Source organism: Lachnospiraceae bacterium GAM79 (genome assembly GCA_020735665.1).
Classification (GTDB): domain Bacteria; phylum Bacillota; class Clostridia; order Lachnospirales; family Lachnospiraceae; genus Coprococcus.
On sequence record CP085928.1, the window covers coordinates 223,221 to 245,930 of the forward strand.

A 22,710-nucleotide genomic window follows, 5' to 3' on the forward strand; every position below is an offset into this window, starting at 1 on the left:
ACTTAATTTATGGCTATTATATATAACAAAGAGAAAAGAATATTTTCTCTCCATACGGGACATACAACTTATCAGATGATGGCCGATACACATGATTATTTGCTTCATCTGTATTACGGAAAACGCTTGGATTCGGAAATGGATTATATACTGACTTACTATGATCGAGGTTTTTCAGGAAATCCATATGATCTTGGAAACGATCGTACTTATTCCCTAGATGCACTTCCTCAGGAATTCCCTGTTCTTGGAACCGGTGATTACAGAACAACGGCAGGAAAGATCCGTGAAGCAAATGGCTGTATGGCACTTGATCTTCGCTATACAGGATATCAGATTCAGGATGGTAAGTATGATCTCCCGGGACTTCCGGCAGCACATTCTGAAGCTGCACAGACTCTGTGCATATATCTGAAGGACGAAAGAGTCGGTGTAGAGGTAACATTATTATATGGCGTATTACCTGACTGCGATGTAATAACCAGAAGTGTAAAAGTTACAAATGTCGGAAAGAATGAAATCTATCTGGAGAAGCTTTCCAGCGCATGTCTTGATCTTTTGTATGGAGATTATGATGTACTGACATTTTATGGACGGCATGCAATGGAACGGAATATGCAGCGAACACCGGTAACACATGGCAAACAGGTGATCGGAAGTAATCGTGGTACGTCCGGACATCAGTATAATCCATATATGATCCTTGCGGAACATGGCACAACAGAGACCGCCGGAGCCTGTTATGGTGTATCACTGGTGTACAGTGGAAGCTTTGAAGGAAGCGTAGAATTAGATCAGTTTGATCAGATCCGTCTGGTTATGGGTCTTCAGGAGGATTTCTTTTCCTATCAACTAAAGCCGGAGCAGACATTTTATGCCCCGGAAGCAGTTCTGTCATATTCAGCGTATGGAATGGAACAGCTATCCAATCAGATGCATCATTTGGTGAGAGAGCATATCTGTCGCGGGAAATATAAAGATCAGATCCGTCCGGTTCTTGTAAATAGCTGGGAAGCCTGTTATTTTGATTTTAATGGTGAAGCGATCGTTAATCTTGCGGAGCAGGCTGCAGCACTTGGTGTGGAGCTTCTGGTCATGGATGATGGCTGGTTTGGCACAAGAGATGATGATAATTCATCCCTTGGTGACTGGATTGTAAATGAAGATAAACTGGGCTGTTCTCTTACGGAGCTGACAAAACGGGTTCATGACAAAGGTGTTCAGTTTGGTATCTGGATAGAACCGGAGATGGTTTCAGAAAACAGTGATCTTTACAGAAAACATCCGGAGTGGGCAATTCAGGTTCCCGGTAAACATCCGGTACACGGCAGAAATCAGCTTGTACTTGATTTTGCAAATCCGGAGGTGGTGGACCATATCTATGAACAGATTGCAGCTGTCCTCAGGCAGGGCGATATCAATTATGTGAAATGGGATATGAATCGAAGCTTATGTGATATATATTCCGACAGTATGGTATGGCAGGGAAATGTAATGTATGACTATATGCTTGGTGTATATGACCTGCTGGAACGTCTGACGCAGGCATTTCCGGATATGTTATGGGAAGGCTGCTCCGGCGGTGGCGGAAGGTTTGATATGGGTATGCTGTATTATACACCACAGATATGGTGCAGTGATAATACAGATGCCGTTGACCGTATCCGTATCCAGTACGGTACATCGTTTGCTTATCCTTTATCAACGATGGGAGCCCATGTATCTGCGGTGCCGAATCATCAGACCGGCAGAGTGACGGATATGAATACCAGAGGTGTGGTTGCCATGACAGGTGCATTCGGATATGAACTGGATCTTGGAAAATTATCTGAGGAAGACAAGACGGCAGTCCGTGAACAGATCAAAACCTATCATGAAGCAGCACCGGTTATTTTAAAAGGGGATTATTACAGATTAAGTAATCCGTTTGAAGCGGAATATGGAGCATGGATGTCTGTCGATGAAGAAAAAAAACATGCAGTTGTAGGTGCTGTTTTATTAAATACACATGGTAATCATCCTGTATTTTATATTCGATTGAGAGGGCTTGCGCCGGAACGTTCTTATCGGGATAAGAAAACAGGTACTGTTTATTCAGGAGCTGCTTTGATGGAGCTCGGTATGCCGTTTACGGTAGTATCCGGTAATTATCCAAGCTATCAGATCCTGCTTGATGCAGTAGAATAAGAATAAATAGGACTCCCCGGTTTCTGTTTGCAGAGATCGGGGAGTTTGGCAAAAACAATAGAGTAAAAGATATATAAGATGATCAGAAATGAGGTGACAGACAGATGGATACGAAAGAAATTACAGTATCGGATCTGGCACAGGAACAGATCAAAAACGCGGAACGATTATTTCCGTTGATCCGGAAAAAAACAGAGGAAAGAAAAGAGAAAAAAACAGTCATATCGGTATCCGGAGGTTCTGGTGTTGGTAAGACCGGAATGGCTTTCTTACTTCAAAATATGTTTGAAAAACAGGGAAAGAAATCACTTATTATAAGCGGGGACAATTATCCGCATCGGATTCCCATGTATAATGATGCAGAACGAATTGCGAGATTTCGTATGTCCGGGTTAAATGGACTTATAACTGAAAGGCTATATACAGATGAAATAAAAGAAAAATTATTAAAGCTTCAAAAAGCCGGAAGGGATGCAGAAGAACAGGAGGACATGCAGTGGTTATCCATATATCAGAAGTATGGAGACAAGGCTCTTACAGACTATCTGGGTACGGATCAGGAACTGGATTATGAAGCTATATCGAATCTTCTCATGCAGTTTCATAGAGGAACTTCACAACTGCTGCTACGTCATATGGGAAGAACCCAGGATGATATCTGGTATGATCGCAGGGATGTATCAGATACAGATATTCTGATTCTTGAATGGACACATGGAAACAGTGCATACCTGCAGGGGGTAGATGTATCTGTTGTATTGATCAGTACGCCGGAAGAAACACTTGAAAACCGAAAGAAGAGGAATCGTGACACTGCCATTGACAGTCCATTTGTAGCCAGAGTATTAAGAATTGAGCAGAAAAAGATTAATGATGGACTGGATAGGGCAGACATCATTCAGGATATGCATGGCAGGATTTATACGGAATAGTAAGTGAACAGGAGGTTATAGAATATGAGGAAAATAGAGATAGAAGAAACCAATATGACAGATATAAATAAAATTAAAAATGGTCCAATGCTGAATCTGTATCCGGACAGTCTTGGCGGAGATCTGGAAGCTGTTGCGGATTTATTTGAAAGAGATGGATTTGCAGATGCATTTTCCTCAATGTATATACTACCGAGTATTTACCATTCTGATCTGGATCGTGGTTTTTCTGTAATCGACTATGATCTTGAGGAGACATTTCATTCTGAAAAGGCACTATTACGGTTGGGCAGACAGAATATTGATCTGAAGCTGGATTTTGTGTTAAACCATGCGTCTGTACAGTCGCCACAGTTTCAGGATCTGTTGGAGAATGGCAGTCGATCTGAATATCGTGACTTTTTTATTAACTGGAATACATTCTGGGAAAACTGTGGAGAAATGACAGAAGACGGCTATATACAACCGGAACAGAAGTATCTGGATCCGATGTTCTTCCGCAAACCGGGATTGCCTCTGTTGATGGTGAAAATGGCAGATGGCAGTCGGATTCCATACTGGAATACGTTTTATCAGGAGATTCGGGATACTGATGATTATCATACCAGATATTTAGGACAAATGGACCTCAATATTAAATCAGAAAAGGTTTGGGACTTTTACCGTGAAACCATAAAAAAACTGGCAGGTTACGGAGCGAAGATAATCCGTCTGGATGCATTTGCATATGCCCCAAAAGCCCCGGGACGCGCCAATTTCTTAAATGAACCGGAGACATGGGAATTCCTTGAACAGATCCATAAGCTTGCAAAACCATATGGAATCCGCCTTCTTCCGGAGATTCATGCCGGATATAAAGAGAAAAAGTATAAGATGATAGCAGAGAAGGGATATCTGACATATGACTTTTTCCTTCCGGGATTGATCCTGGATGCTCTTTACAGAGGCGATGGCTCTTACCTGGAGCAGTGGGCAAAGGAACAGATAAAAGAGAATATTCATACTGTGAATATGCTTGGATGCCATGATGGAATACCGGTACTGGATCTTGCCGGACTGTTGCCGGACGACAGGATTGAAGATCTGATCCGGTTGCTTGTGGATCGTGGGGGTTTTGTAAAGGATCTTCACGGTAATAAAAAGATGTATTATCAGGTAAATACGACATATTATAATGCACTTGGCGAAAATGAGCAGGCATTGTTATTAGCCAGAGCATTACAGATATTTATGCCCGGAAAACCTCAGGTCTGGTATCTGGATCTGTTTGCCGGATCTAATGATTATGAGGCAGTGAAGCGTGCAGGTGCAGGTGGACATAAAGAGATCAACCGGACGAATCTTTCACAAAAAGATATAGAGTCAGGCCTTGAAAAGGAGGTCGTAAAAAAGCAGCTTGAAATGTTGAAATTCCGGAAAGAATTTCCGGCATTTGGATTTGATGCGGAAATGACAATCCGTACAAAGCCTGCAGCGCAGATCTCTGCTCAGGCAGAAAATGCTTTGCATTTTGCAGAATTACCGGCGGACCAGATGTATAACCGTATTTATATCACCTGGAAAAAGGACGGTTATCTTGCCCGTCTGTCCGCAGACCTTAAAGCCCATACCTACCGGATTCAGGCTCTTGATCCATCCGGTAACCTGGTCTGGCAGTCGTAATGTGTAAATCCCCTCCGACAGATGGTTATACATATGGGGCTTTATCTGTATTTCCTATCTGGCAGTCAGCCATTTTTTACTATGACTTGCTATGATTTCTGTTTGCTGCATATGCCTGATTCGTAAATACTCCTGTGCCAACTCGCTCTTTGAGCTCGAACAGGCACCCGTATTTACTGGCAATATGCAGCTCACAACGCAATCTTCGCAAATGTCATAGTTAGAAAACGTCTGATGACCATATAAGAAATACAGGTAAAACGTTACGCATATAACCATCTGTCGGAGGGGATTCTCTAATTTCATAATATAAATAATGGATTCGAGTGATCCGGAAGGCTGGCACTTCCTACATATGACATTAGCGTATTTTCGTTATGAGGTTTGCACTAACTATCAGCATCAAGCCCATGTCTGAGTCCGTAAGGACGAGTTTGGGCGACTGCTGATAAATAAGCGTGCGAACCGAATAGAAAATAAAGCGGATCATATGTAGGAAGTGCCAGCCTGCCGGATCACTCGAATCCATTGTTTATACAGGCTTATTTCGCTGGAAAAAGCTTGCGGAAGATCAGACGGATAGACGGACCGCAATAAAAAAGCTGCCAGAAGAAAGCTACCGGGAAGTTTAAGAAGGTGGTCTGGAGCCACACGGCTGCAAACTGACGACCGGCATGTTTGAATAAAATAGTGGCAACAAGGCTCATGCAAGGACACATAATGCAGATGATCATGGTAGAAATTGCAAGCGTGATGATGATCGGGCGGTCATCCGGCTTCACGAAGCGGAATGCAAGAGCATGTGCAGCCTTATCTACAAACAGGAATTCAAGAAAAAAGGCAACCGGCCACATGATGATAAGCTCATGAAAGGCGGCTAAGAAAACGGAGTTTGACATTCCACCCGTGTTTAGGGAAATGTTGTAGCAGATCATGGCATAGACCATAAGAAAAGACATCATTAATGTGAAAACAATGTTTTGAAATAAAGTTTTTGGCATAAAATAAATCTCCTTTTTGATAAATAATCTGAATAAATGCAGAACCAAAACTGCAAATATCTTAAAAATAAGCACAAAAAAGACACATGTGTTGTTCGTTATCAAGTGATATGCTCATCCGTCGGCAAACGAGGTGAAATATCAGGAGCACACTTGTGTCGTTTCCAATTTTATACCAAAGCTTTTTCTTCAATTTTTACAACGTCGGTCATTATACTAAGCTTTTAGTAAAAATGCAAGTGAAAATTTCATATTCAAACTTATAAAATTTCATATGCAGGTATAAAGAATATCATAGGCGAGAACAGATAATTGTATACGCAATAATACATGGATTTGTTTGACTTATAAATGGGTAGATGCTAGTATCATAGTTATGATCATTATGTGGGAGGCAGATGGATATGAACAGTGCACAGAAGATATGTATGATTGTCGGGGTGGGTTTTGCAGGAATAGGGCTTTTTATGACATTGATCTTTTTATTTGCATTTGGTAAGCCCGGGGCATTTATATTAATTCCATTAATGTTTGTGGTACTTGGATTATGTTTTATCGTGACGATCCTTGTTATGCTCCATAACAAGAAAATGATCCGTGTACATGGTGAAAAGTATACAGCGAAGATTTATGGTTATGTAAAAAATACATCTTATATGGTAAATGGCAGATTTCCTTTAAATGTAAAGGTGCATTATTTTGATAATTATGGTATCGAGCGGGAAGTGATCCTGCCGACTTCGATCAGTGGAGGAGCGGATTCCATGTTCCCGATCGGAATGACGATCGATATCTATGAATACAATGGTAAGTACAGTTATGATCCTGCTTCTGTCCGTGGAGAACGGTTAAGAAGAGAAGAAGAGCTGATGGACAACAAGCCGATCGATCCGGAACAGCTTCACCTGATCGCAGTCCGATGTTCGAACTGCGGTGCTTCTTATAAGGCAGCAACCGGATATGCCAGCCGCTGCCCTTATTGTGGTGGTTACCAGAATGTGTGATAAAGCACTGATGTTTGCCGGAATGTGTGATGAAGCTCTGATGTTTGCTGGAACGTGTGATGAAGCTGTTGCCGGAATAGGATGATGCCGGCTGACTGTTTAGCCGCGCCCGAGGATCGCATCCATATCCTGCTCAGGAGCCGTGATCGGCTGCAGATTGTAGGTGTCAACCAGAAAACGGACAACGGTCTCTGTCATGAATGCCGGAAGGGTTGGACCGAGATAGATGTTTTTGACACCGAGGGCAAGCAGGGTTAAAAGGATGCAGACAGCCTTCTGTTCATACCATGAAAGAACGAGAGTCAGAGGAAGCTCGTTGATATCACAGCCGAAGGCTTCTGCCAGTGCAAGGGCAACCTTGATCGCACTGTAAGAATCGTTACACTGTCCCATATCTAAGATCCTAGGGATTCCATCGATCTCGCCAAGGTCAAGATCATTGAACCGGTATTTGCCACAGGCAAGTGTCAGAACGAGAGAATCCATAGGAGTCTGTTTTACAAATTCCGTATAATAATTTCTGCCCGGATGGGCACCGTCGCAGCCGCCAACCAAGAAGATGTGTTTGATATCACCATTCTTGATGGCGGCTGTAAGTTTATCTGCATGGGAGAGGACTGCGCCATGTGCAAATCCTGTTGTCAGGATATGTCCGCCATTGATACCGCTCATGCTGTGATCGTGTTCATAGCCGCCCAGCTTTAGGGCATGCTTGATGATCGGAGTAAAATCCTTTTTGCCATCCTTTGTTCCCTTGATATGCACCATTCCTTCATAGCCGACAACAGAGGTGGTGTAGATGCGATCTTCATAGCTTGGGCGTGGGGGCATCAGGCAGTTGGTTGTAAAGAGGACGGGTGCAGGGATATTTTCAAATTCCGTCTGCTGGCTTTGCCATGCAGTTCCGAAGTTGCCGGCAAGATGCTTATAGGCGGCTAATTTTGGATAGCCGTGAGCCGGAAGCATTTCGCAATGTGTATAGACATTGACACCGGTTCCTTCGGTCTGTTTTAAGAGCAGATCCAGATCGCGGAGATCATGACCGGATACAACGATGAAAGGCCCCTTGCGGATATCGGTGTGAACCTTAGTCGGCGTTGGTGTGCCGAAGGATTCGGTATTTGCCTTATCGAGCAGTTCCATGCATTGATAGTTCACTTTTCCAAATTCCATAATAAGCTCGATCCATTCTTCTACCGAGTGTTCACGGTTCACTTCACACAAGCCCTTATAGAACCAGGTTGTTACATTATCATTTTGATAGCCGAGATTCATTGCATGATGCGCATACGCCGCCATTCCCTTTAAGCCGAACAATAACGTGGAGCGGAGTGACACGATATCGTCCGTACCATCCCACAGGCTGATTACCGGTATATCATGTGGATCTTTCAATCCACAGGTCGGAGGATTGATATTTGCTGTTGATGAATTCATATCTGTATCTGAGAAATTCATATTTGCGGTTGGTGCATTTATATCTGTATCTGAGAAATTCATATTTGCGGTTGGTGAATTCGTATCTGTATCTGAGAAATTCATATTTGCGGTTGGTGAATTCGTATCTGTATCTGAGAAATTCATATTTGTAGTTGGTGCATTCATATCTGTATCTGAGAAATTCATATTTGCAGTTTGTGAATTCATATTTGTAGTCGGGAAGTTCTTATATGCGATATCTGATATGCTACATATGTCTGTAGGCATACAGCGCATGATATCTTTCTGGTTTTTCTGCACTTCTTTGATGTAATCTTTGATTGATTTATCATCAAAATTCACATTTGTAAGTGTTGTAAATAAACCATCGATCAGCAGACGATCAGCGGATTTTCGGTTGTTCAGGTATCGGGACAGAAGTTTGGGATCTGTCTCTTTTTTCTGTTGCATGGATTTCTTTGTAAGCTCGGCTGCTTCGGCAAGTCGTATCAGTTCACAGATCAATTCGTCCTGCAGATTGGATGTCGAGGGCTGCTTACCGCAGACTCCGGTATTCACACAGGCTTTATTGCCAGCTGTCTGCTGGCACTGAAAACAAAACATATTTGACATGGGATAACCTCCTGATGAAATTTTATTGATGATTGTGGAATGACTACAAATTGCTGTTCATGTATGTGCAATATATATTAATTCCGCAATTATCTTTTTAAACATATTTAGTATCGTCGGGTGTTTTCAGAATTATACAGGCAAAACCTTTCATTCAGTGTAAGTGTTATTTGAGGAAGATATCTGATAGTATAAATATTGTCAGATATGGTGGGTATGAAATTAAGAAATAAATTATGATACCCCCAGGAGCCAGGCAGCAGCGGGTATGAGAGCGAGAAAAAGAATGCGATACCTGCAGAAGCAAATGGGCGAGGGTATGAGAGTGCGAAGGAAACCATGATACCCCCAGGAGCCGGGCAGCAGCGGGTATGAGAGCGAGAAAAAGAATGCGATACCCGCAGAAGCAAACAGGCGAGGGTATGAGAGTGCGAAGGAAACCATGATACCCCCAGAAGTCGGGCAGCAGCGGGTATGAGAGCGAGAAAGCCAATGTCATACCCCCAGGAGTCGGGCGGCAGCGGGTATGAGAGCGAGAAAAAGAATGCGATACCCGCAGAAGCAAACAGGCGAGGGTATGAGAGAGCGAAGGAAACCATGATACCCCCAGGAGCCAGGCAGCAGCGGGTATGAGAGTAAGAAAAAGAATGCGATACCCGCAGAAGCAAACAGGCGAGGGTATGAGAGTGCGAAGGAAACCATGATACCCTAAGAAGTCGGACAGTAGCGGGTATGAGAGCGAGAAAAAGAATGCGATACCCGCAGAAGCAAACGGGCGAGGGTATGAGAGTGCAAAGGAAACCATGATACCCCAAGAAGTCAGACAATAGCAATTAAGAAAGTACAAGGAGGCGGCAGCATGGATGCATTATTAGAGATAGAAGATCTGAAAAAATATTATGGCAAGGAACCGAACCAGACAAAGGCTCTGAACGGAATCACATTTCAGGTGATGCCGGGCGAGTTTTTAGGAATTATGGGGAGTAGCGGTTCCGGCAAGTCAACATTATTAAACTGTATCGCAACAGTGATCCAGCCGGATAGCGGCAAGATCCGGATGAAAGGTACAGAGATCCAGAGGTTGAAGGGCAAGAAGCTGGCAGGATACCGTGGTAAGGAGATCGGATATCTGTTCCAGAATTTTGAACTGTTGGATAATCTGACCGGACGTGAGAACATCATGGTTCCGTTGTCGATTCATAACATATCGGAGGCAGAGGGCGGAAAACGTCTGGAGCAGTTAGCGGAATATCTGGAGATCACCGAGGTGCTGGATAAGTTCCCATCGCAGATGTCAGGTGGTCAGAAGCAGAGACTGGCAGCAGCCAGAGCACTGATCCTGAATCCGGGTATCATTCTGGCAGATGAACCAACCGGAGCACTTGATTCCAGAAATGCCAAAGCCTTAATGGAGAAATTAGCCGGTCTGAACCGGGATGAGAAGGCAACTGTTTTGATGGTAACGCACGATTCCAATGCAGCAAGCTATTGCAAGCGTATCCTGTTCATTCAGGATGGCGTGATCTTCCATGAATTAAGACGTGATCTGCTTGCTGAGACACAGCAGCAGTTCTATGAAAGAATCTTGCAGGTTATGGCACAGTTGGGAGGAGGCAGTGCAAATGTTCTTTAAACTGATCCGAAAAAACAGTAAACGAAGCAGAAAAGAAAACGGCTTGTTTTTCTCCTCGTTAGTAATATCCATCGTGGCATTCTATATTATCCTGTCACTTTCTTCACAGGATGTTATGGTATTTCTTAAGAAAATGGAGAGTGATGCGGTAGATCGTCTATTCCAGATCATACCTGCATTTTTTGTAATGACACTGGTGATCTTATTCTTTCTGATCTACTATGCAAGCAAATTCCAACTGGAACGAAGAAAACACGAATTTGGCGTTTACCTGATGATGGGAATGCGGAGAAGCAAACTTTTCGGGATGCTTCTTGCAGAAGATATAGGAAGCAGTCTGGCAGCACTTATAACAGGACTTCCGATCGCTGTTTTATTATCCGAACTGATCAGTCTGATCACAGCCAAATGTGTAGGACTTGGTATTGTCGGACATCAGGTAACATTTTCCATTCAGGCAATCATAATAACGGCTGTTGGATTTTTTGTGATCAAGCTGGTTGCATTCCTGATCTTAAGCGGGAAGATCGCAGGACAGGAGATTGGTGCATTATTAGTTGATACACCGGAGGGAACAAAGAAGCAGTTCCCAGCTGGCGTCTATGCGGTAAGCTTCGTCCTCGGTATTATCTGCCTGGCTGTGGCATACAGCATGGCGATCGGAGGAATATCATGGACGACACTTCGTAAGATGTCTGAGACAGTATTGATCGGTTTTGTCGGTATGCTGCTCTTATTCTATGGCATGCGGTTTTTTATCGACCGTTTGGCAAGACACAGCCATGGGGGAGCTGCCCTTCGGGTATTTAATTTCCGTCAGGTGCAGGAAAATGTCATAAGAAAATCCAGTACCTTATCGATCAGTTCCGTTCTGATCCTTGCAGCCCTCTGCTGTTTTGGAGCAGGAATTGTGATCGCATTTTCCTATGGAAATGAAAAAGGAAATACCCATATCATGGATTATACATTTGAGAATTACGAAGAAGATCAGGAACAGGGTGTGGCAAATGTAAAAAAGCTTCTGACAGACAACGGACTGGAACAGGATTTCTCCGATCTGTTTGAGGTGCAGGTCGGTCATCTTATTCCGGGTGCAAATGATGATTACGATGTATTTGATCTGTCATCAGTCATGAACCGGGTAGAACAACTGCCGGACTCAGAGGATAAAGATATTCTGCTTAACAATCTGGAATATGAGTCATATCCATATCTGATTTCTTTGAGCGGATATAATCATGTACTTGAACTTGCAGGGAAAGAACCTCTTGCATTGTCAGACGATGAGGCGGCAGTATTTAAAAGTCTGGAATTTACATCGGATAGTATGAATCAGAATATAAATGATATTCTGGCAGACCGCCCGGAGGTGGCATATCTGGATCATAAGATGTATCTGACCGGTAAGATACAGAACACACCGTTTATCACAGACCGGGCAATTACATTATCCTTTGCCCTGATCGTGCCGGATGAAGTATTTGACAAATATACATGGGACAGCACGATCTATCTGAATTGTGTGCTGGATCAGTCAAAGGTCAAGGGAGATAACCTGCTTCAGTCGGTCATGCAGATGAATGATAAACTTGCGCAGATCGATTTTGCAGCAAAAAATATTGAATATGAAAGTTATCTGAAAAATATGGGACGCCGGATGTTCTATATCGTAGCAGCAAGTTATATCACGATCTATCTGGCGATCATTTTCCTGATCATTGCAAATACTGTGATCGGGGTACAGTTCCTGATGGGACAGCAGAAATCCGGCCGCAGATATAAGACACTGATCCGGCTTGGAGCAACCTATGAACTGCTCTGCCGTTCCGCAAGAAAGCAGATCAACTGGTACTTTGGTATGCCGGTTGTCGTTGCAGGCATCAGCAGTATCTTCGGTGTGCGCGCCGTCCTTACACTGGTTTCCGGTATGATCTCAAATAGTATCCGAGATGCCATGCTGCTTGCTGCAGCTATGATTTTGCTGCTCTGTGTGGTAGAATGCATTTATATGGCATTTGTAAAACGGTCAAGCAACCGGTATCTTCTGACACTGATGGTACCGGAACGTGAGGAGTAGATTCAGAGCAGATGAAGATCAATGGCGATGGCGTGAAACCTTGACTGATAGATGAGGAGTAGATATGAAGCATATAGCAGTGGTAGAAGATGAAGATATGATGCGGGAAGAACTGGAAGCTATATTGCAGAAGGCGGGCTATCAGACCAGCGGTATCACGGATTTTGAGAATGCGGCAGCGGCTATTCTTGCGGCATCCCCGGATCTGGTGCTGCTCGATCTGAATCTGCCGGGCATGGGTGGATTCCAGATCTGCCGGGAACTGAAGCAGAAAAGCTCCATACCGGTTCTGGTTCTGACGTCGAGGGATCAACTTCAGGATGAACTGCATGCTCTGGATCTGGGCGCAGATGAATTCCTGACGAAGCCTTGCAGAAAAGAACGCCTGCTTGCCAGAGTATCCAATGTGTTGAAACGGTACGAGGGAAGAAATAACCTTTTAGAAGGAAACGGATTCCTCCTTGACCGTCAGACCTATACTTTATACATTCATAACCGATCTGTTATCCTGCCGCAGAATCAGGGAAAGATCCTTGGGATATTCTTAGAGCACGGATCGGATATCGTGACGAAAGAGGAACTCTGTATCGCCTTATGGGGGACGGCAGAATTCATCGATGAAAATGCTTTACAGGTGAATCTTACGAGACTGAAAAAGACAATGGCGAATCTTGATATGCCACAGCAGATCATTCCTGTGCGTGGCGTCGGATATCGTTTTGTCGGACAGACATCGGAGAGGTAGAGATGGAACATATATCCATAAAGGAGATCGGACAGATCATAAAACAGAATAGATTCTGGCTGGGGATCATCGGACTGCTTGATCTGCTCAGTATCCTGCTGTTATGGCTGATCGATGCACAGGCATTTTATGTGATCGCAATATCGGTGATTTTGTTCAGTCTGCTGGTATTTGTAACGGCTGTTTTCTATCTGGCAAAGAAAGATAGAAAACGGAAGAAAGCATTTGATGAATTCCTTGCAATGCCGGATTCCTATCATGAGGAACAACTGCTTCATGATGCTGAGAATCTGCAGGCGGAGATCAGAAGCTTCAGTCAGACATTACATGAACAGACGGATCAATGCGCACAGACGAAGTTACAGCTAAATGATTATGAGGAATATGTGGAAGCATGGGCGCATGAGGTAAAGACACCGCTTGCTCTGTTGACATTTATGTTGGACAATCACAGAGACGAGCTGTCAGAAGATGTGGTATGCAAGCTTGACCGGATCAACTGTCAGATGCAGAGATATATCGACCAGATGTTATACTATGCCCGTTTAAAGGGGGCGAGAAAAGATTACAGGTTTGAGTCGGTCGATACGGAAACCTGTGTAAAAGAAGTGCTGGAGGATTTCACACCACTGTTAGAAGAACAGAAGATACAGGTTTGGCTTGATATAAAAGAGAACACAGTATTTACCGATAAACGTGGCTTTGCCTTTATGCTCGGACAGTTTATCAGTAATTCGATCAAATACAGCAAAGGAGAGAATAAACAGCTCCGGATCTCCTGTATCAGAGAACATGAGAAGATTATTTTATCTGTCCGGGATAATGGCGTGGGTATCAAAGCCTGCGATCTTCCGTATGTATTTGAGAAAGGCTTTACCGGAGATTCCGGTGACAGGCGGAAGAAAGCAACCGGTATGGGACTTTACCTTGCAAAAGAAATGGCGCATGATCTAAATGTGGAGCTGGATGTGTCCTCTGATGAAGCCACAGGCGGCTGTGAGATTCGGGTGTATTTTCCAGTGGTTACTGCTTCCGATACTCTATAGATGTTACCGGATCAGTTACCGTTTTCGATACCCTCCGGGTGTGACACCATATTTCTTCTTGAAGGTTCGGTTGAAATAGGACAGGTTAAAGAAACCGCAGCTTTCTGCGATGGACAGGATGCTGTCATCGGTTGTGACAAGAAGCCTTGCTGCGATATTTAACCGGAAGTCACACAGATAGGTGGTAAAGGATACACCCATAGTATTCTTAAAAAATCGCATAAAATGGGATTCTGAGAATCCACAGTAAGAAGCAATGTCTGCAATGGGTATTGCTTCTTTGTAGTTTCGATCGATATAAGATAAGATTGCTTTGGTACGATCCAGATTCTTTGCATGATTCTTCCGATCTGAGGTCTCTGCCTTTTGCTCTGCGTGTGCATACAGGGTATAGAAGAATTCAAAATAGCAGCTTTTCAGAGCAAGCCGGTATCCCTTTGGTGTCGATGCACAGAGGGCATCTACCCGGTTCAGGCACGAGGACAGGGAATTGTATAATGGATCGTCACGGTCATAGATACTCTTTATATTTAATTCACCGGAGAGCAGGGGCAGGAAGAATTCACTGTCTAAGGTATCATGATTTCTGGATCGGAATAGATCAACGGAGAAAATGATATTTTCATATTCCATCGAATAGGAGGAATACTGAGAGATGCCGTGGATCCTTCCCGGCAGTATCAGAATGATATCTCCTTCCTCTACATAGTGCGTAGTGAAATCCAGCGTTACATTTCCTTTTCCTTTTTTTATGTAAATGATCTCCATATATGGATGCCAGTGGAGTGGAACGGCATTGAAGTCGAGCGGTATCGAGCACAGATAGGTGTTGTAAGGGAAAAGCGGATCGGCGTGTGCCTTCGTTTCCATGTAATTTTCATATTCAAGACTATTCATATATGTACCTCCCTTTCCTAACTTTGAGGTATTCTATCCTTACCAAACAGGTGGACGCTTCCGCTCGTTTCGACCTGCAACGGTACTAAGATGCCGCTGGTGCGCCATCTAAGGACCGGCGGTCTCAAATGCCACTGTTTTGGTAAGATAGAATACCTCAAAGTTGTGAATGATAGAATAGTATCATAAAATGCTCTTATTATGCAAGAAATAGCATGAAAAAGATATTAGAATACAAACCAGAACAGACATTCCGAATATACGACCTTTACCTTACCTTTACCTTTATTAAATGCAGGCGAATGGATAGCTGTTCAATAGAAAATTTAATAAAGAGGTATCAGACATGAAGAAAGCGTTAGAGCGTGGCGCAGGAATCCTCCTGCCGATCAGCAGCCTTCCATCCCCTTATGGAATCGGATCTCTGGGGAAAGAGGCATATGAATTTGTTGACAGGTTGAAGGAGGCAGGTCAGCGTTACTGGCAGGTGCTTCCGATCGGACCAACCAGCTTTGGTGACAGTCCGTATCAGTCATTTTCAGCATTTGCAGGCAATCCTTATTTTATCGATTTCGACATTCTGATTCATGAAGGTTTACTGACACAGGAGGAGGTAGATGCATATAGCTGGTACGATCAGCCGGATGACATCGATTACGCCCGCCTGTACAGACAAAGGTTTGAGGTATTGAGAAAAGCATATGGCAGATCAAAGCATGAGACATCAAAGCAGTATGCGGAATTTCTTACGGAAAATGAAAACTGGCTTCCGGATTACGCCCTTTATATGGCGGTCAAGGCAGACCATGAGAACAAAGAATGGTTAAGCTGGGAAGAACCGGTTTTAAAGAGAGAAGAAACAGCACTTCGTAAGTGCAGGGAACAGTTACACGACGAGATCGGATTCTATATGTTCCTTCAGTTCAAATTCGATGAGCAGTGGAAGGCACTCAAATCTTACGCCAACCGTCATGGTATCAGCTTGATCGGCGACATTCCAATCTATGTAGCACTGGACAGTGCAGATGTATGGGCAAATACAGAACAATTTCAGTTAGATCATGATCTACAGCCTGTGTGTGTAGCCGGTTGTCCACCGGATGCATTCTCCGATTACGGTCAGAAATGGGGCAATCCTTTATATGACTGGGATCGTATGGAGCAGGATGGGTTCTCGTGGTGGAAGAACCGGATCCGGAAATCAGCCAGTCTCTATGATGTGATCCGTATCGATCATTTCATCGGGGTTGTGCGGTATTACAACATTCCGGCAGACGGAGAGCCAAAGAACGGATTCTATCTGGAAGGACCGGGAAAGAAGCTTGTAGATGCGATCGACAGTGCCAGAGGAAATGCGAAGGTGATCGCAGAAGATCTGGGCGTCGTTGTGCCGGAGGTACAGAAGCTGGTGAAGGAATCCGGCTATCCGGGAATGAAGATCTTACAGTTTGGATTTGACGGAAATGCGGAGAATGAACATGCACCGCATAATCACGAAAAGAATTACGTTGTCTATATCGGAACACATGATAATGACACATTAAAAGGATATATCGAGAATGCATCAAAGGAAAATCTTACATTTATGATGAAATATCTGGGAGCGGCAGATGAGCAGGAGATCCCGGAGAAGATGATGCAGGTATTATATATGAGCTCTGCCGATACCGTTATCGTTCAGATGCAGGATCTGCTTGGAAAGGATAACGAAGCACGGATGAATCTTCCGTCTACGATCGGTATAAACTGGCGCTGGCGGATGAAGAAGGGTGAATTTACAGACGAGATCAGAGACAGATTAAGGGAATTAACAAGAGTATATGGAAGAAATGCTGTGAAGCAGTATTTTTGTAAGGAGGATATAATGTTAACAGAGATTTGTAAGAAAAAATATAATAAAACGATCAAAGAATGCAGCAATGAGGAGATCTATTTTGCGCTGCTTGATATGACAAAAGAATTAGCAGAGGACAAGGTTACAGAGGATGGCAAGAAAAAGGTTTACTATATATCAGCAGAGTTCCTGATCGGTAAGCTGTTATCCAACAACCTGATCAATCTTGGAATCTTTGACGAAGTAAAACAGGTGCTGGCAGAAAACGGTAAGAGCATCTATGACATCGAAGAAGTAGAGCCGGAACCATCCCTTGGAAATGGCGGACTTGGACGACTGGCAGCCTGCTTCCTTGATTCGATGGCGACACTCGGACTTCCGGGAGATGGTATCGGATTAAATTACCATATGGGTCTGTTCAAGCAGGTATTTGAGAATAACTATCAGAAGGAGACTGCGAATCCATGGATCGAGGCAGACAGCTGGCTGACAAAGACCGATGTAAGCAACACGATCCGGTTCGGAAACTGTACTGTACAGTCCAGAATGTATGACATCGATGTGACAGGCTATGAGAACCGCACAAATAAACTGCATTTGTTTGATATCGAGAGCGTGGACGAGAGTATCATGGAGCCGGATGGCATTAGCTTTGATAAGACAGATATCAAGAAGAACCTGACACTCTGTCTTTACCCGGATGACAGTGACGAAGCCGGTAACTTACTTCGTATCTATCAGCAGTATTTCATGGTTGCAAATGGCGCAAAGCTGATCCTTGCAGAGGCAAAAGAGAAAGGTTCGAATCTCCATGACCTTGCAGATTACGCAGCCATTCAGATCAATGACACACATCCATCTATGGTGATCCCTGAGTTGATCCGTTTGTTGATGGAGGAAGGTATTTCCTTTGATGAAGCAACAGAGATTGTAACCGATGTATGTGCTTACACCAATCATACGATCCTTGCAGAAGCATTGGAGAAATGGCCGGTTGCTTATCTGGAGAAGGTTGTTCCACAGCTTATGCCTGTGATCCGTATGCTGGATAAAAAGGTCAGAAACCGTTATAAGGATGAGCGTGTTTATATCATAGATGGAGATTCTCGTGTGCATATGGCACATATCGATATGCATTACAGCCATAGTGTAAATGGTGTTGCTTATCTGCATACCGAGATCCTGAAGAATTCAGAGCTGCATCCATTTTATGAGATCTATCCTGAGAAATTCAACAATAAGACAAATGGTATCACATTCAGAAGATGGTTATTACACTGCAATGAAAAGCTGGCAGCCTACATCACAGAGCTGATCGGACCGGACTACAAGAAGGATGCCGATAAGTTACAGGAGCTGGCTTCTTACTACAAGGATAAGAATGTATTAGAAGAGATCCTTGCGATCAAACAGAGCAATAAGGCAGTCTTAAAGGACTACCTGAAAGAGACACAGGGAATCGACATCAACGAGAATTCGATCTTTGATATTCAGGTCAAGAGACTGCATGAATACAAGCGTCAGCAGATGAATGCCCTCTGGGTGATCTACAAATATTTTGAGATCAAGAAGGGACACCTGCCGGAGACTCCGATCACAGTTATATTTGGAGCAAAGGCTGCGCCTGCTTATACGATCGCAAAGGACATCATTCATCTGATCCTCTGCCTGCAGGAGCTGATCGACAATGATCCTGAGGTAAGTCCGTACTTGAAAGTTGTTATGATCGAGAATTATAATGTATCAAAGGCAGCAAAGATCATTCCGGCGTGCGATATCTCAGAGCAGATCTCACTGGCATCCAAGGAAGCATCCGGAACAGGAAATATGAAGTTCATGTTAAACGGTGCGGTTACTCTGGGAACCCGTGACGGTGCAAATGTAGAGATCGGAGAACTGGTGGGCGAGGATAATATTTATTTCTTTGGTGAATCCAGTGAAGAAGTGATCGAGCACTATGCAAAGGCAGACTATGTGGCAAGAGAGTATTATGAGAAGCCGGAGATTAAGAAGCTGGTAGACTTTATCGTGAGTGATGAGCTGCTTGCGATCGGTCAGAAGGAATCACTTGCCAGACTTCATAACGAGCTGATCGTAAAAGACTGGTTTATGACACTTCTTGATGTCTGTGATTACATTCAGACAAAGGAACAGGTGCTTGCCGATTATGAAGATCGTATGGGCTGGGCTGAGAAGACTCTGGTAAATATCAGCAAGGCAGGCTTCTTCTCCTCCGATCGTACGATCGCAGAATATAATAAAGATATCTGGAAGCTGTAAAATGTGTTAAAATAAGATATATATTTCCACCATAGAAAGGCGTTGATAGATATGTACAAGATATTGATCGTAGATGATGAGAAGATAGAAAGAAACGGTATTCGGTTTCTTTTAAAAAAACTGAATCTGGAATTTGAGATTGCAGAGGCGGTAAATGGTGTGGATGCACTGGAGAAGCTGGAGAAAGAAGATTTTGATATCCTGCTTACAGATGTAAAGATGCCTTTCATGGATGGAATCGAACTGATCGACCATGTTGTGAAGGAAAAGAAAAAGCTGCGCACAGTCATATTCAGCGGATGCAATGAATTCGACTATGCAAAGAAAGCGATCCGGCTGGGTGTTGTTGATTATATTTTAAAGCCGGTTGATCCAAATGAATTCAAGAATACCCTGAATAAGGTTGTAAATGAATTGGAAGAGGCAAAGGCTTCGGACGAGCTGAAGAATAAGAGCATGGAATTCTTATATGAGCATGCGCTCTATATGCTGTTGAACGGAACGGATGTTACGAAGCTCAGACAGGAATACAGCGGATTATCGCTAGATCTGGGTAAATTCAAGAATATGCTTTTGATGGAATTCAATCATGATTTCTTCGGCAGACGTGGGGTGGATTTCAAAGAGAATGAGAACTTAAAGTCAATTGGAATCCTGCAATATCTGAACCTGAACCAGCAGCAGGAGATCTTATTCTTAGGGGATGAGATGAATATTCTCCGTAAGGCAAATGAGATCGTAAAGATCATCAAAGCCGATTATGATGCTGACTGTTACATAGCGATATCCTCTGATATCGGGGATCTGTCCGAAGTGGCAGATAAGATGGAAGAACTCGAAGTACTGATGGAGAACAAATTCTACCATCCGGAGATCCATGTATTTTATCCGAACATGGAGGGTGAGACTCCGGGTATTATCCAGTTCGATGATGACACCTTTATGAAGCAGATGAAACAGGATATCAAGATGAAGGATGTGGAAGCACTCCGGGAGCATTTCCAGAGATTCTGTGAGAAGTACAGACATAAGACAGAGTACTCCCAGATCTATATCAAGTTCCTGTTCTCGAATCTGATGAAGGATATCTACGGAAGCATCGATGAGACTGACGAAGCAGAGTTAAATAAAGACATTGAGAAATTATATATGGCGACAGATTTTCAGGTGTTGACAGAGCTTGTCGAAGAAGCAATCCGGAGACTGGAAACCTGTTTTGCAGGAAAGACACAGATGGCGCATCGGGAAGTAGAACTGGTGAAGCAGTATATTTACCGGAACTATGGAAGCGAGCTTGGAATCGATATGCTGGCGGATATGGTACATCTCGCACCGAGCTATCTAAGTACGGTATTTAAGAAGGAAACCGGACAGAATCTAAGCAAATTCATCAAGGCATACCGGATGGAACAGGCAAAGGATATGTTAGAGAACAGCATGACGAAGATCGTAGATATCAGTGTGGCGTGCGGATATCCGAATGTGTCTTACTTCTGTTCCAGCTTCCGTGAGTTCTTTGGCGTGAGTCCGCAGAAATTCAGAGAGAGCGGAGGACAGGCGGATGCATAAAGAACGGATAGATAAAAGGATAAAAAGAAGGTTCCAGAATCTGCGATTATCCGGCAAGCTGTTGGTTATTTATATACTTGCCGGTTTTTTGCCGATCATGATCACGCTGACGATCACCTACCATGAGATGAAGAAGATCCTGTGGGATCGTGAGACAATGATCCTGGAATCGTATCTGACACAGACGACGGATGCGCTTGATAATGAGTTAGAGATTTATAACAATCTTTCTAATTATATATCCTATAATCAGTCGATCGCGAAGATCTTAAGCTCGGATCAGAGTACATATCAGAATTATGAGCAGGTGGCAAGTGTCATAGATCCCCTGCTTTCTTCTATTATGTATTTTCATGATGATGTAAAGCAGGTAACGATCTACACGGATGCCTGTCAGGTGAAGCACGGCAGTACGATCGCCCCCATTACCACGCTTGAAAATGAAGAGACGAACTATGGAATAGTTGACGATAACCAGATCCACTGGATCGTGAATGCGAAGGATAAGACTGCGTATTCGTTAAACCGCATGGCTATGCTGGAGCAGAAAAAGGCGAAGGGTCTGCTCTATGTAGGGGTGGATTATGACAGCGTATTCCAGCCGTTTAATAACGAAACGGTATTTGATAATTATGGCGTTGTGATAGAGGATGCAGAAGGTAACTGCATCTTTAAAAAGAGTGTATTTACAGAAGAAAAACAGCCGTATGAATTATCAGAGGAACAGTTCTTTGCAACAGTAGGGCAGAAGGATTCCGGTTATCAGTTTATTAAGCGGGAGTCGAAGGCATCCGGCTGGAAGATCTGGATCTATAAGCCGGATCGACTGATCATTTCTTCGATTCAGCCAATCTTAATAATTGCTGCAGCAGCAATCCTGGTCAGTCTGATCGCAGCAGTCGCATGTATCCGTATAATTTCCGAGTTCATAACGAAACGTATCAGTAAGCTTCAGAAGAAAATGCGTAATCTGGAAACCGGGAATCTTGGTATGGAGATTGAGAATGACAGTACGGATGAGATCGGTGATCTGATCAATGGTTATAACAGTATGACGAAGCGTCTGGATGCAACGATCAATGAAGTATACCGAAGCAAGATCAAAGAAAAGGAATATGAGATGCGGGCGTTGCAGGCGCAGATCAATCCGCATTTCCTGTATAATTCCCTGTCTATCATTAACTGGAAAGCGTTAGAGGCAGACCAGGAGGATATCAGCCGTATCACGTTGTCGTTGTCCACCTTTTACCGGACAGCGTTAAATAAGGGAAAGAATATCCTGCTTGTCCGGGATGAGATCGCGAACATCAAAGCATATCTGGATATCCAGCTTACGATGCACGATGACAGTTTCGATGTTATCTATGATATCGATGATTCCATTTTAAAATATGAAACACTGAACCTGATCTTACAGCCGATCCTCGAGAATGCGATCCATCATGGCATAGATCTGAAACAGGATGGCAGAGGAGAGATCCGCATCAGTGGAAAAGAGGACGATAAAGATATCCGGTTTGCGGTATCCGATAATGGTGTCGGTATGACCCAAGAACAGGCGGAGCTGATACTGACTGCCGATTCGAAGGGCTATGGTGTGCGAAATGTCAATGAACGTATCAAACTGTATTATGGAGCGGAATATGCGGTTTGTATCGACAGTGAAGTTGGCAGGGGAACGACTGTCACGATCCATTTTCCAAAAGAACTGCATGCAGAAATCAAACATTCATAAAAAACCAACATGTTTCTGAAATTATTGATATATACGGTGAAACGGTTCCTTTTTAT

The 22,710-nt window shown here is 43.5% G+C and carries 14 protein-coding genes and 1 pseudogene; 12 read left to right on the top strand and 3 right to left on the bottom strand.

The genetic code is table 11. The features are described 5' to 3' along the window. The first annotated feature begins 9 nt into the window (after positions 1-9). The 3 genes from LK416_01015 (at position 10) to gtfA (ending at position 4,781) form a co-directional block, all read left to right on the top strand. Positions 10-2,187 carry an alpha-galactosidase gene (locus tag LK416_01015; protein ID UEA74790.1) on the top strand — a complete coding sequence of 726 codons (2,178 nt, stop codon included), beginning with the start codon at positions 10-12 and terminating at the stop codon, positions 2,185-2,187. Positions 2,188-2,291: 104 nt separating this feature from the next. Further along, positions 2,292-3,119 (top strand): zeta toxin family protein, encoded by an 828-nt coding sequence (locus tag LK416_01020; protein UEA74791.1) that lies wholly within the window; start codon positions 2,292-2,294, stop codon positions 3,117-3,119. A 24-nt stretch (positions 3,120-3,143) separates the two neighbouring features. After that, entirely contained in the window at positions 3,144-4,781 is a 1,638-nt protein-coding gene (gene gtfA, locus LK416_01025; protein UEA74792.1) for a sucrose phosphorylase, read from the top strand. Between the two features lie 542 nt (positions 4,782-5,323). Here the strand turns inward: gtfA and LK416_01030 are convergent. Then, positions 5,324-5,782 (bottom strand): DUF2798 domain-containing protein, encoded by a 459-nt coding sequence (locus LK416_01030; protein UEA74793.1) that lies wholly within the window; start codon positions 5,780-5,782, stop codon positions 5,324-5,326. 404 nt (positions 5,783-6,186) lie between these two features. Here LK416_01030 and LK416_01035 point away from each other — a divergent pair, with 404 nt between their 5' ends. After that, positions 6,187-6,786, top strand: a complete 600-nt coding sequence (locus LK416_01035) for a zinc-ribbon domain-containing protein (GenBank protein ID UEA74794.1) — start codon at positions 6,187-6,189, stop codon at positions 6,784-6,786. A 99-nt stretch (positions 6,787-6,885) separates the two neighbouring features. Here LK416_01035 and hcp read toward each other — a convergent pair whose 3' ends face one another. Then, positions 6,886-8,838, bottom strand: a complete 1,953-nt coding sequence (gene hcp / locus LK416_01040; protein UEA74795.1) for a hydroxylamine reductase — start codon at positions 8,836-8,838, stop codon at positions 6,886-6,888. Positions 8,839-9,697: 859 nt separating this feature from the next. Here hcp and LK416_01045 point away from each other — a divergent pair. The 4 genes from LK416_01045 (at position 9,698) to LK416_01060 (ending at position 14,339) form a co-directional block, all read left to right on the top strand. Then, entirely contained in the window at positions 9,698-10,471 is a 774-nt protein-coding gene (locus tag LK416_01045; protein UEA74796.1) for an ABC transporter ATP-binding protein, read from the top strand. Continuing rightward, complete coding sequence (locus tag LK416_01050) at positions 10,461-12,548, top strand: ABC transporter permease (protein ID UEA74797.1); 2,088 nt, start codon at positions 10,461-10,463, stop codon at positions 12,546-12,548. Before LK416_01045 ends, LK416_01050 begins: the two co-directional genes overlap by 11 nt. 64 nt (positions 12,549-12,612) lie before the next feature. Further along, positions 12,613-13,293, top strand: coding sequence for a response regulator transcription factor (locus tag LK416_01055; protein ID UEA74798.1), 681 nt, complete (start codon positions 12,613-12,615; stop codon positions 13,291-13,293). Positions 13,294-13,295: 2 nt separating this feature from the next. Next, positions 13,296-14,339, top strand: coding sequence for a sensor histidine kinase (locus tag LK416_01060; GenBank protein UEA74799.1), 1,044 nt, complete (start codon positions 13,296-13,298; stop codon positions 14,337-14,339). A 15-nt stretch (positions 14,340-14,354) separates the two neighbouring features. Here LK416_01060 and LK416_01065 read toward each other — a convergent pair whose 3' ends face one another. Beyond that, the gene (locus tag LK416_01065) at positions 14,355-15,236 is read right to left on the bottom strand and encodes an AraC family transcriptional regulator (protein ID UEA74800.1); all 882 of its coding nucleotides are present in this window, start codon (positions 15,234-15,236) and stop codon (positions 14,355-14,357) included. A gap of 346 nt (positions 15,237-15,582) precedes the next feature. On the opposite strand from LK416_01065, the pseudogene malQ reads away from it, so the two are divergent. The 4 genes and pseudogenes from malQ to LK416_01085 all read left to right on the top strand — a co-directional run bounded on the left by malQ (position 15,583) and on the right by LK416_01085 (position 22,654). Then, a pseudogene (gene malQ / locus LK416_01070) lies at positions 15,583-17,064 on the top strand (4-alpha-glucanotransferase). Positions 17,065-17,100: 36 nt separating this feature from the next. After that, positions 17,101-19,350 carry a glycogen/starch/alpha-glucan phosphorylase gene (locus LK416_01075; protein ID UEA75846.1) on the top strand — a complete coding sequence of 750 codons (2,250 nt, stop codon included), beginning with the start codon at positions 17,101-17,103 and terminating at the stop codon, positions 19,348-19,350. A gap of 51 nt (positions 19,351-19,401) precedes the next feature. After that, positions 19,402-20,919 (top strand): response regulator, encoded by a 1,518-nt coding sequence (locus tag LK416_01080; GenBank protein UEA74801.1) that lies wholly within the window; start codon positions 19,402-19,404, stop codon positions 20,917-20,919. Beyond that, positions 20,912-22,654 carry a sensor histidine kinase gene (locus LK416_01085; GenBank protein ID UEA74802.1) on the top strand — a complete coding sequence of 581 codons (1,743 nt, stop codon included), beginning with the start codon at positions 20,912-20,914 and terminating at the stop codon, positions 22,652-22,654. The genes LK416_01080 and LK416_01085 overlap by 8 nt, the downstream gene beginning before the upstream one ends. Positions 22,655-22,710: the final 56 nt, after the last annotated feature.

What these genes read in the sequence shown, in the direction of transcription:
- LK416_01045 (UEA74796.1), top strand. Translation starts at nt 9,698, where the DNA reads ATGGATGCATTATTAGAGATAGAAGATCTGAAAAAATATTATGGCAAG.
- LK416_01080 (UEA74801.1), top strand. Translation starts at nt 19,402, where the DNA reads ATGTACAAGATATTGATCGTAGATGATGAGAAGATAGAAAGAAACGGT.
- hcp (UEA74795.1), bottom strand. Translation starts at nt 8,838, where the DNA reads ATGTCAAATATGTTTTGTTTTCAGTGCCAGCAGACAGCTGGCAATAAA.
- LK416_01030 (UEA74793.1), bottom strand. Translation starts at nt 5,782, where the DNA reads ATGCCAAAAACTTTATTTCAAAACATTGTTTTCACATTAATGATGTCT.
- LK416_01065 (UEA74800.1), bottom strand. Translation starts at nt 15,236, where the DNA reads ATGAATAGTCTTGAATATGAAAATTACATGGAAACGAAGGCACACGCC.
- LK416_01050 (UEA74797.1), top strand. Translation starts at nt 10,461, where the DNA reads ATGTTCTTTAAACTGATCCGAAAAAACAGTAAACGAAGCAGAAAAGAA.
- gtfA (UEA74792.1), top strand. Translation starts at nt 3,144, where the DNA reads ATGAGGAAAATAGAGATAGAAGAAACCAATATGACAGATATAAATAAA.
- LK416_01075 (UEA75846.1), top strand. Translation starts at nt 17,101, where the DNA reads ATGTTAACAGAGATTTGTAAGAAAAAATATAATAAAACGATCAAAGAA.
- LK416_01085 (UEA74802.1), top strand. Translation starts at nt 20,912, where the DNA reads ATGCATAAAGAACGGATAGATAAAAGGATAAAAAGAAGGTTCCAGAAT.
- LK416_01060 (UEA74799.1), top strand. Translation starts at nt 13,296, where the DNA reads ATGGAACATATATCCATAAAGGAGATCGGACAGATCATAAAACAGAAT.
- LK416_01020 (UEA74791.1), top strand. Translation starts at nt 2,292, where the DNA reads ATGGATACGAAAGAAATTACAGTATCGGATCTGGCACAGGAACAGATC.
- LK416_01035 (UEA74794.1), top strand. Translation starts at nt 6,187, where the DNA reads ATGAACAGTGCACAGAAGATATGTATGATTGTCGGGGTGGGTTTTGCA.
- LK416_01015 (UEA74790.1), top strand. Translation starts at nt 10, where the DNA reads ATGGCTATTATATATAACAAAGAGAAAAGAATATTTTCTCTCCATACG.
- LK416_01055 (UEA74798.1), top strand. Translation starts at nt 12,613, where the DNA reads ATGAAGCATATAGCAGTGGTAGAAGATGAAGATATGATGCGGGAAGAA.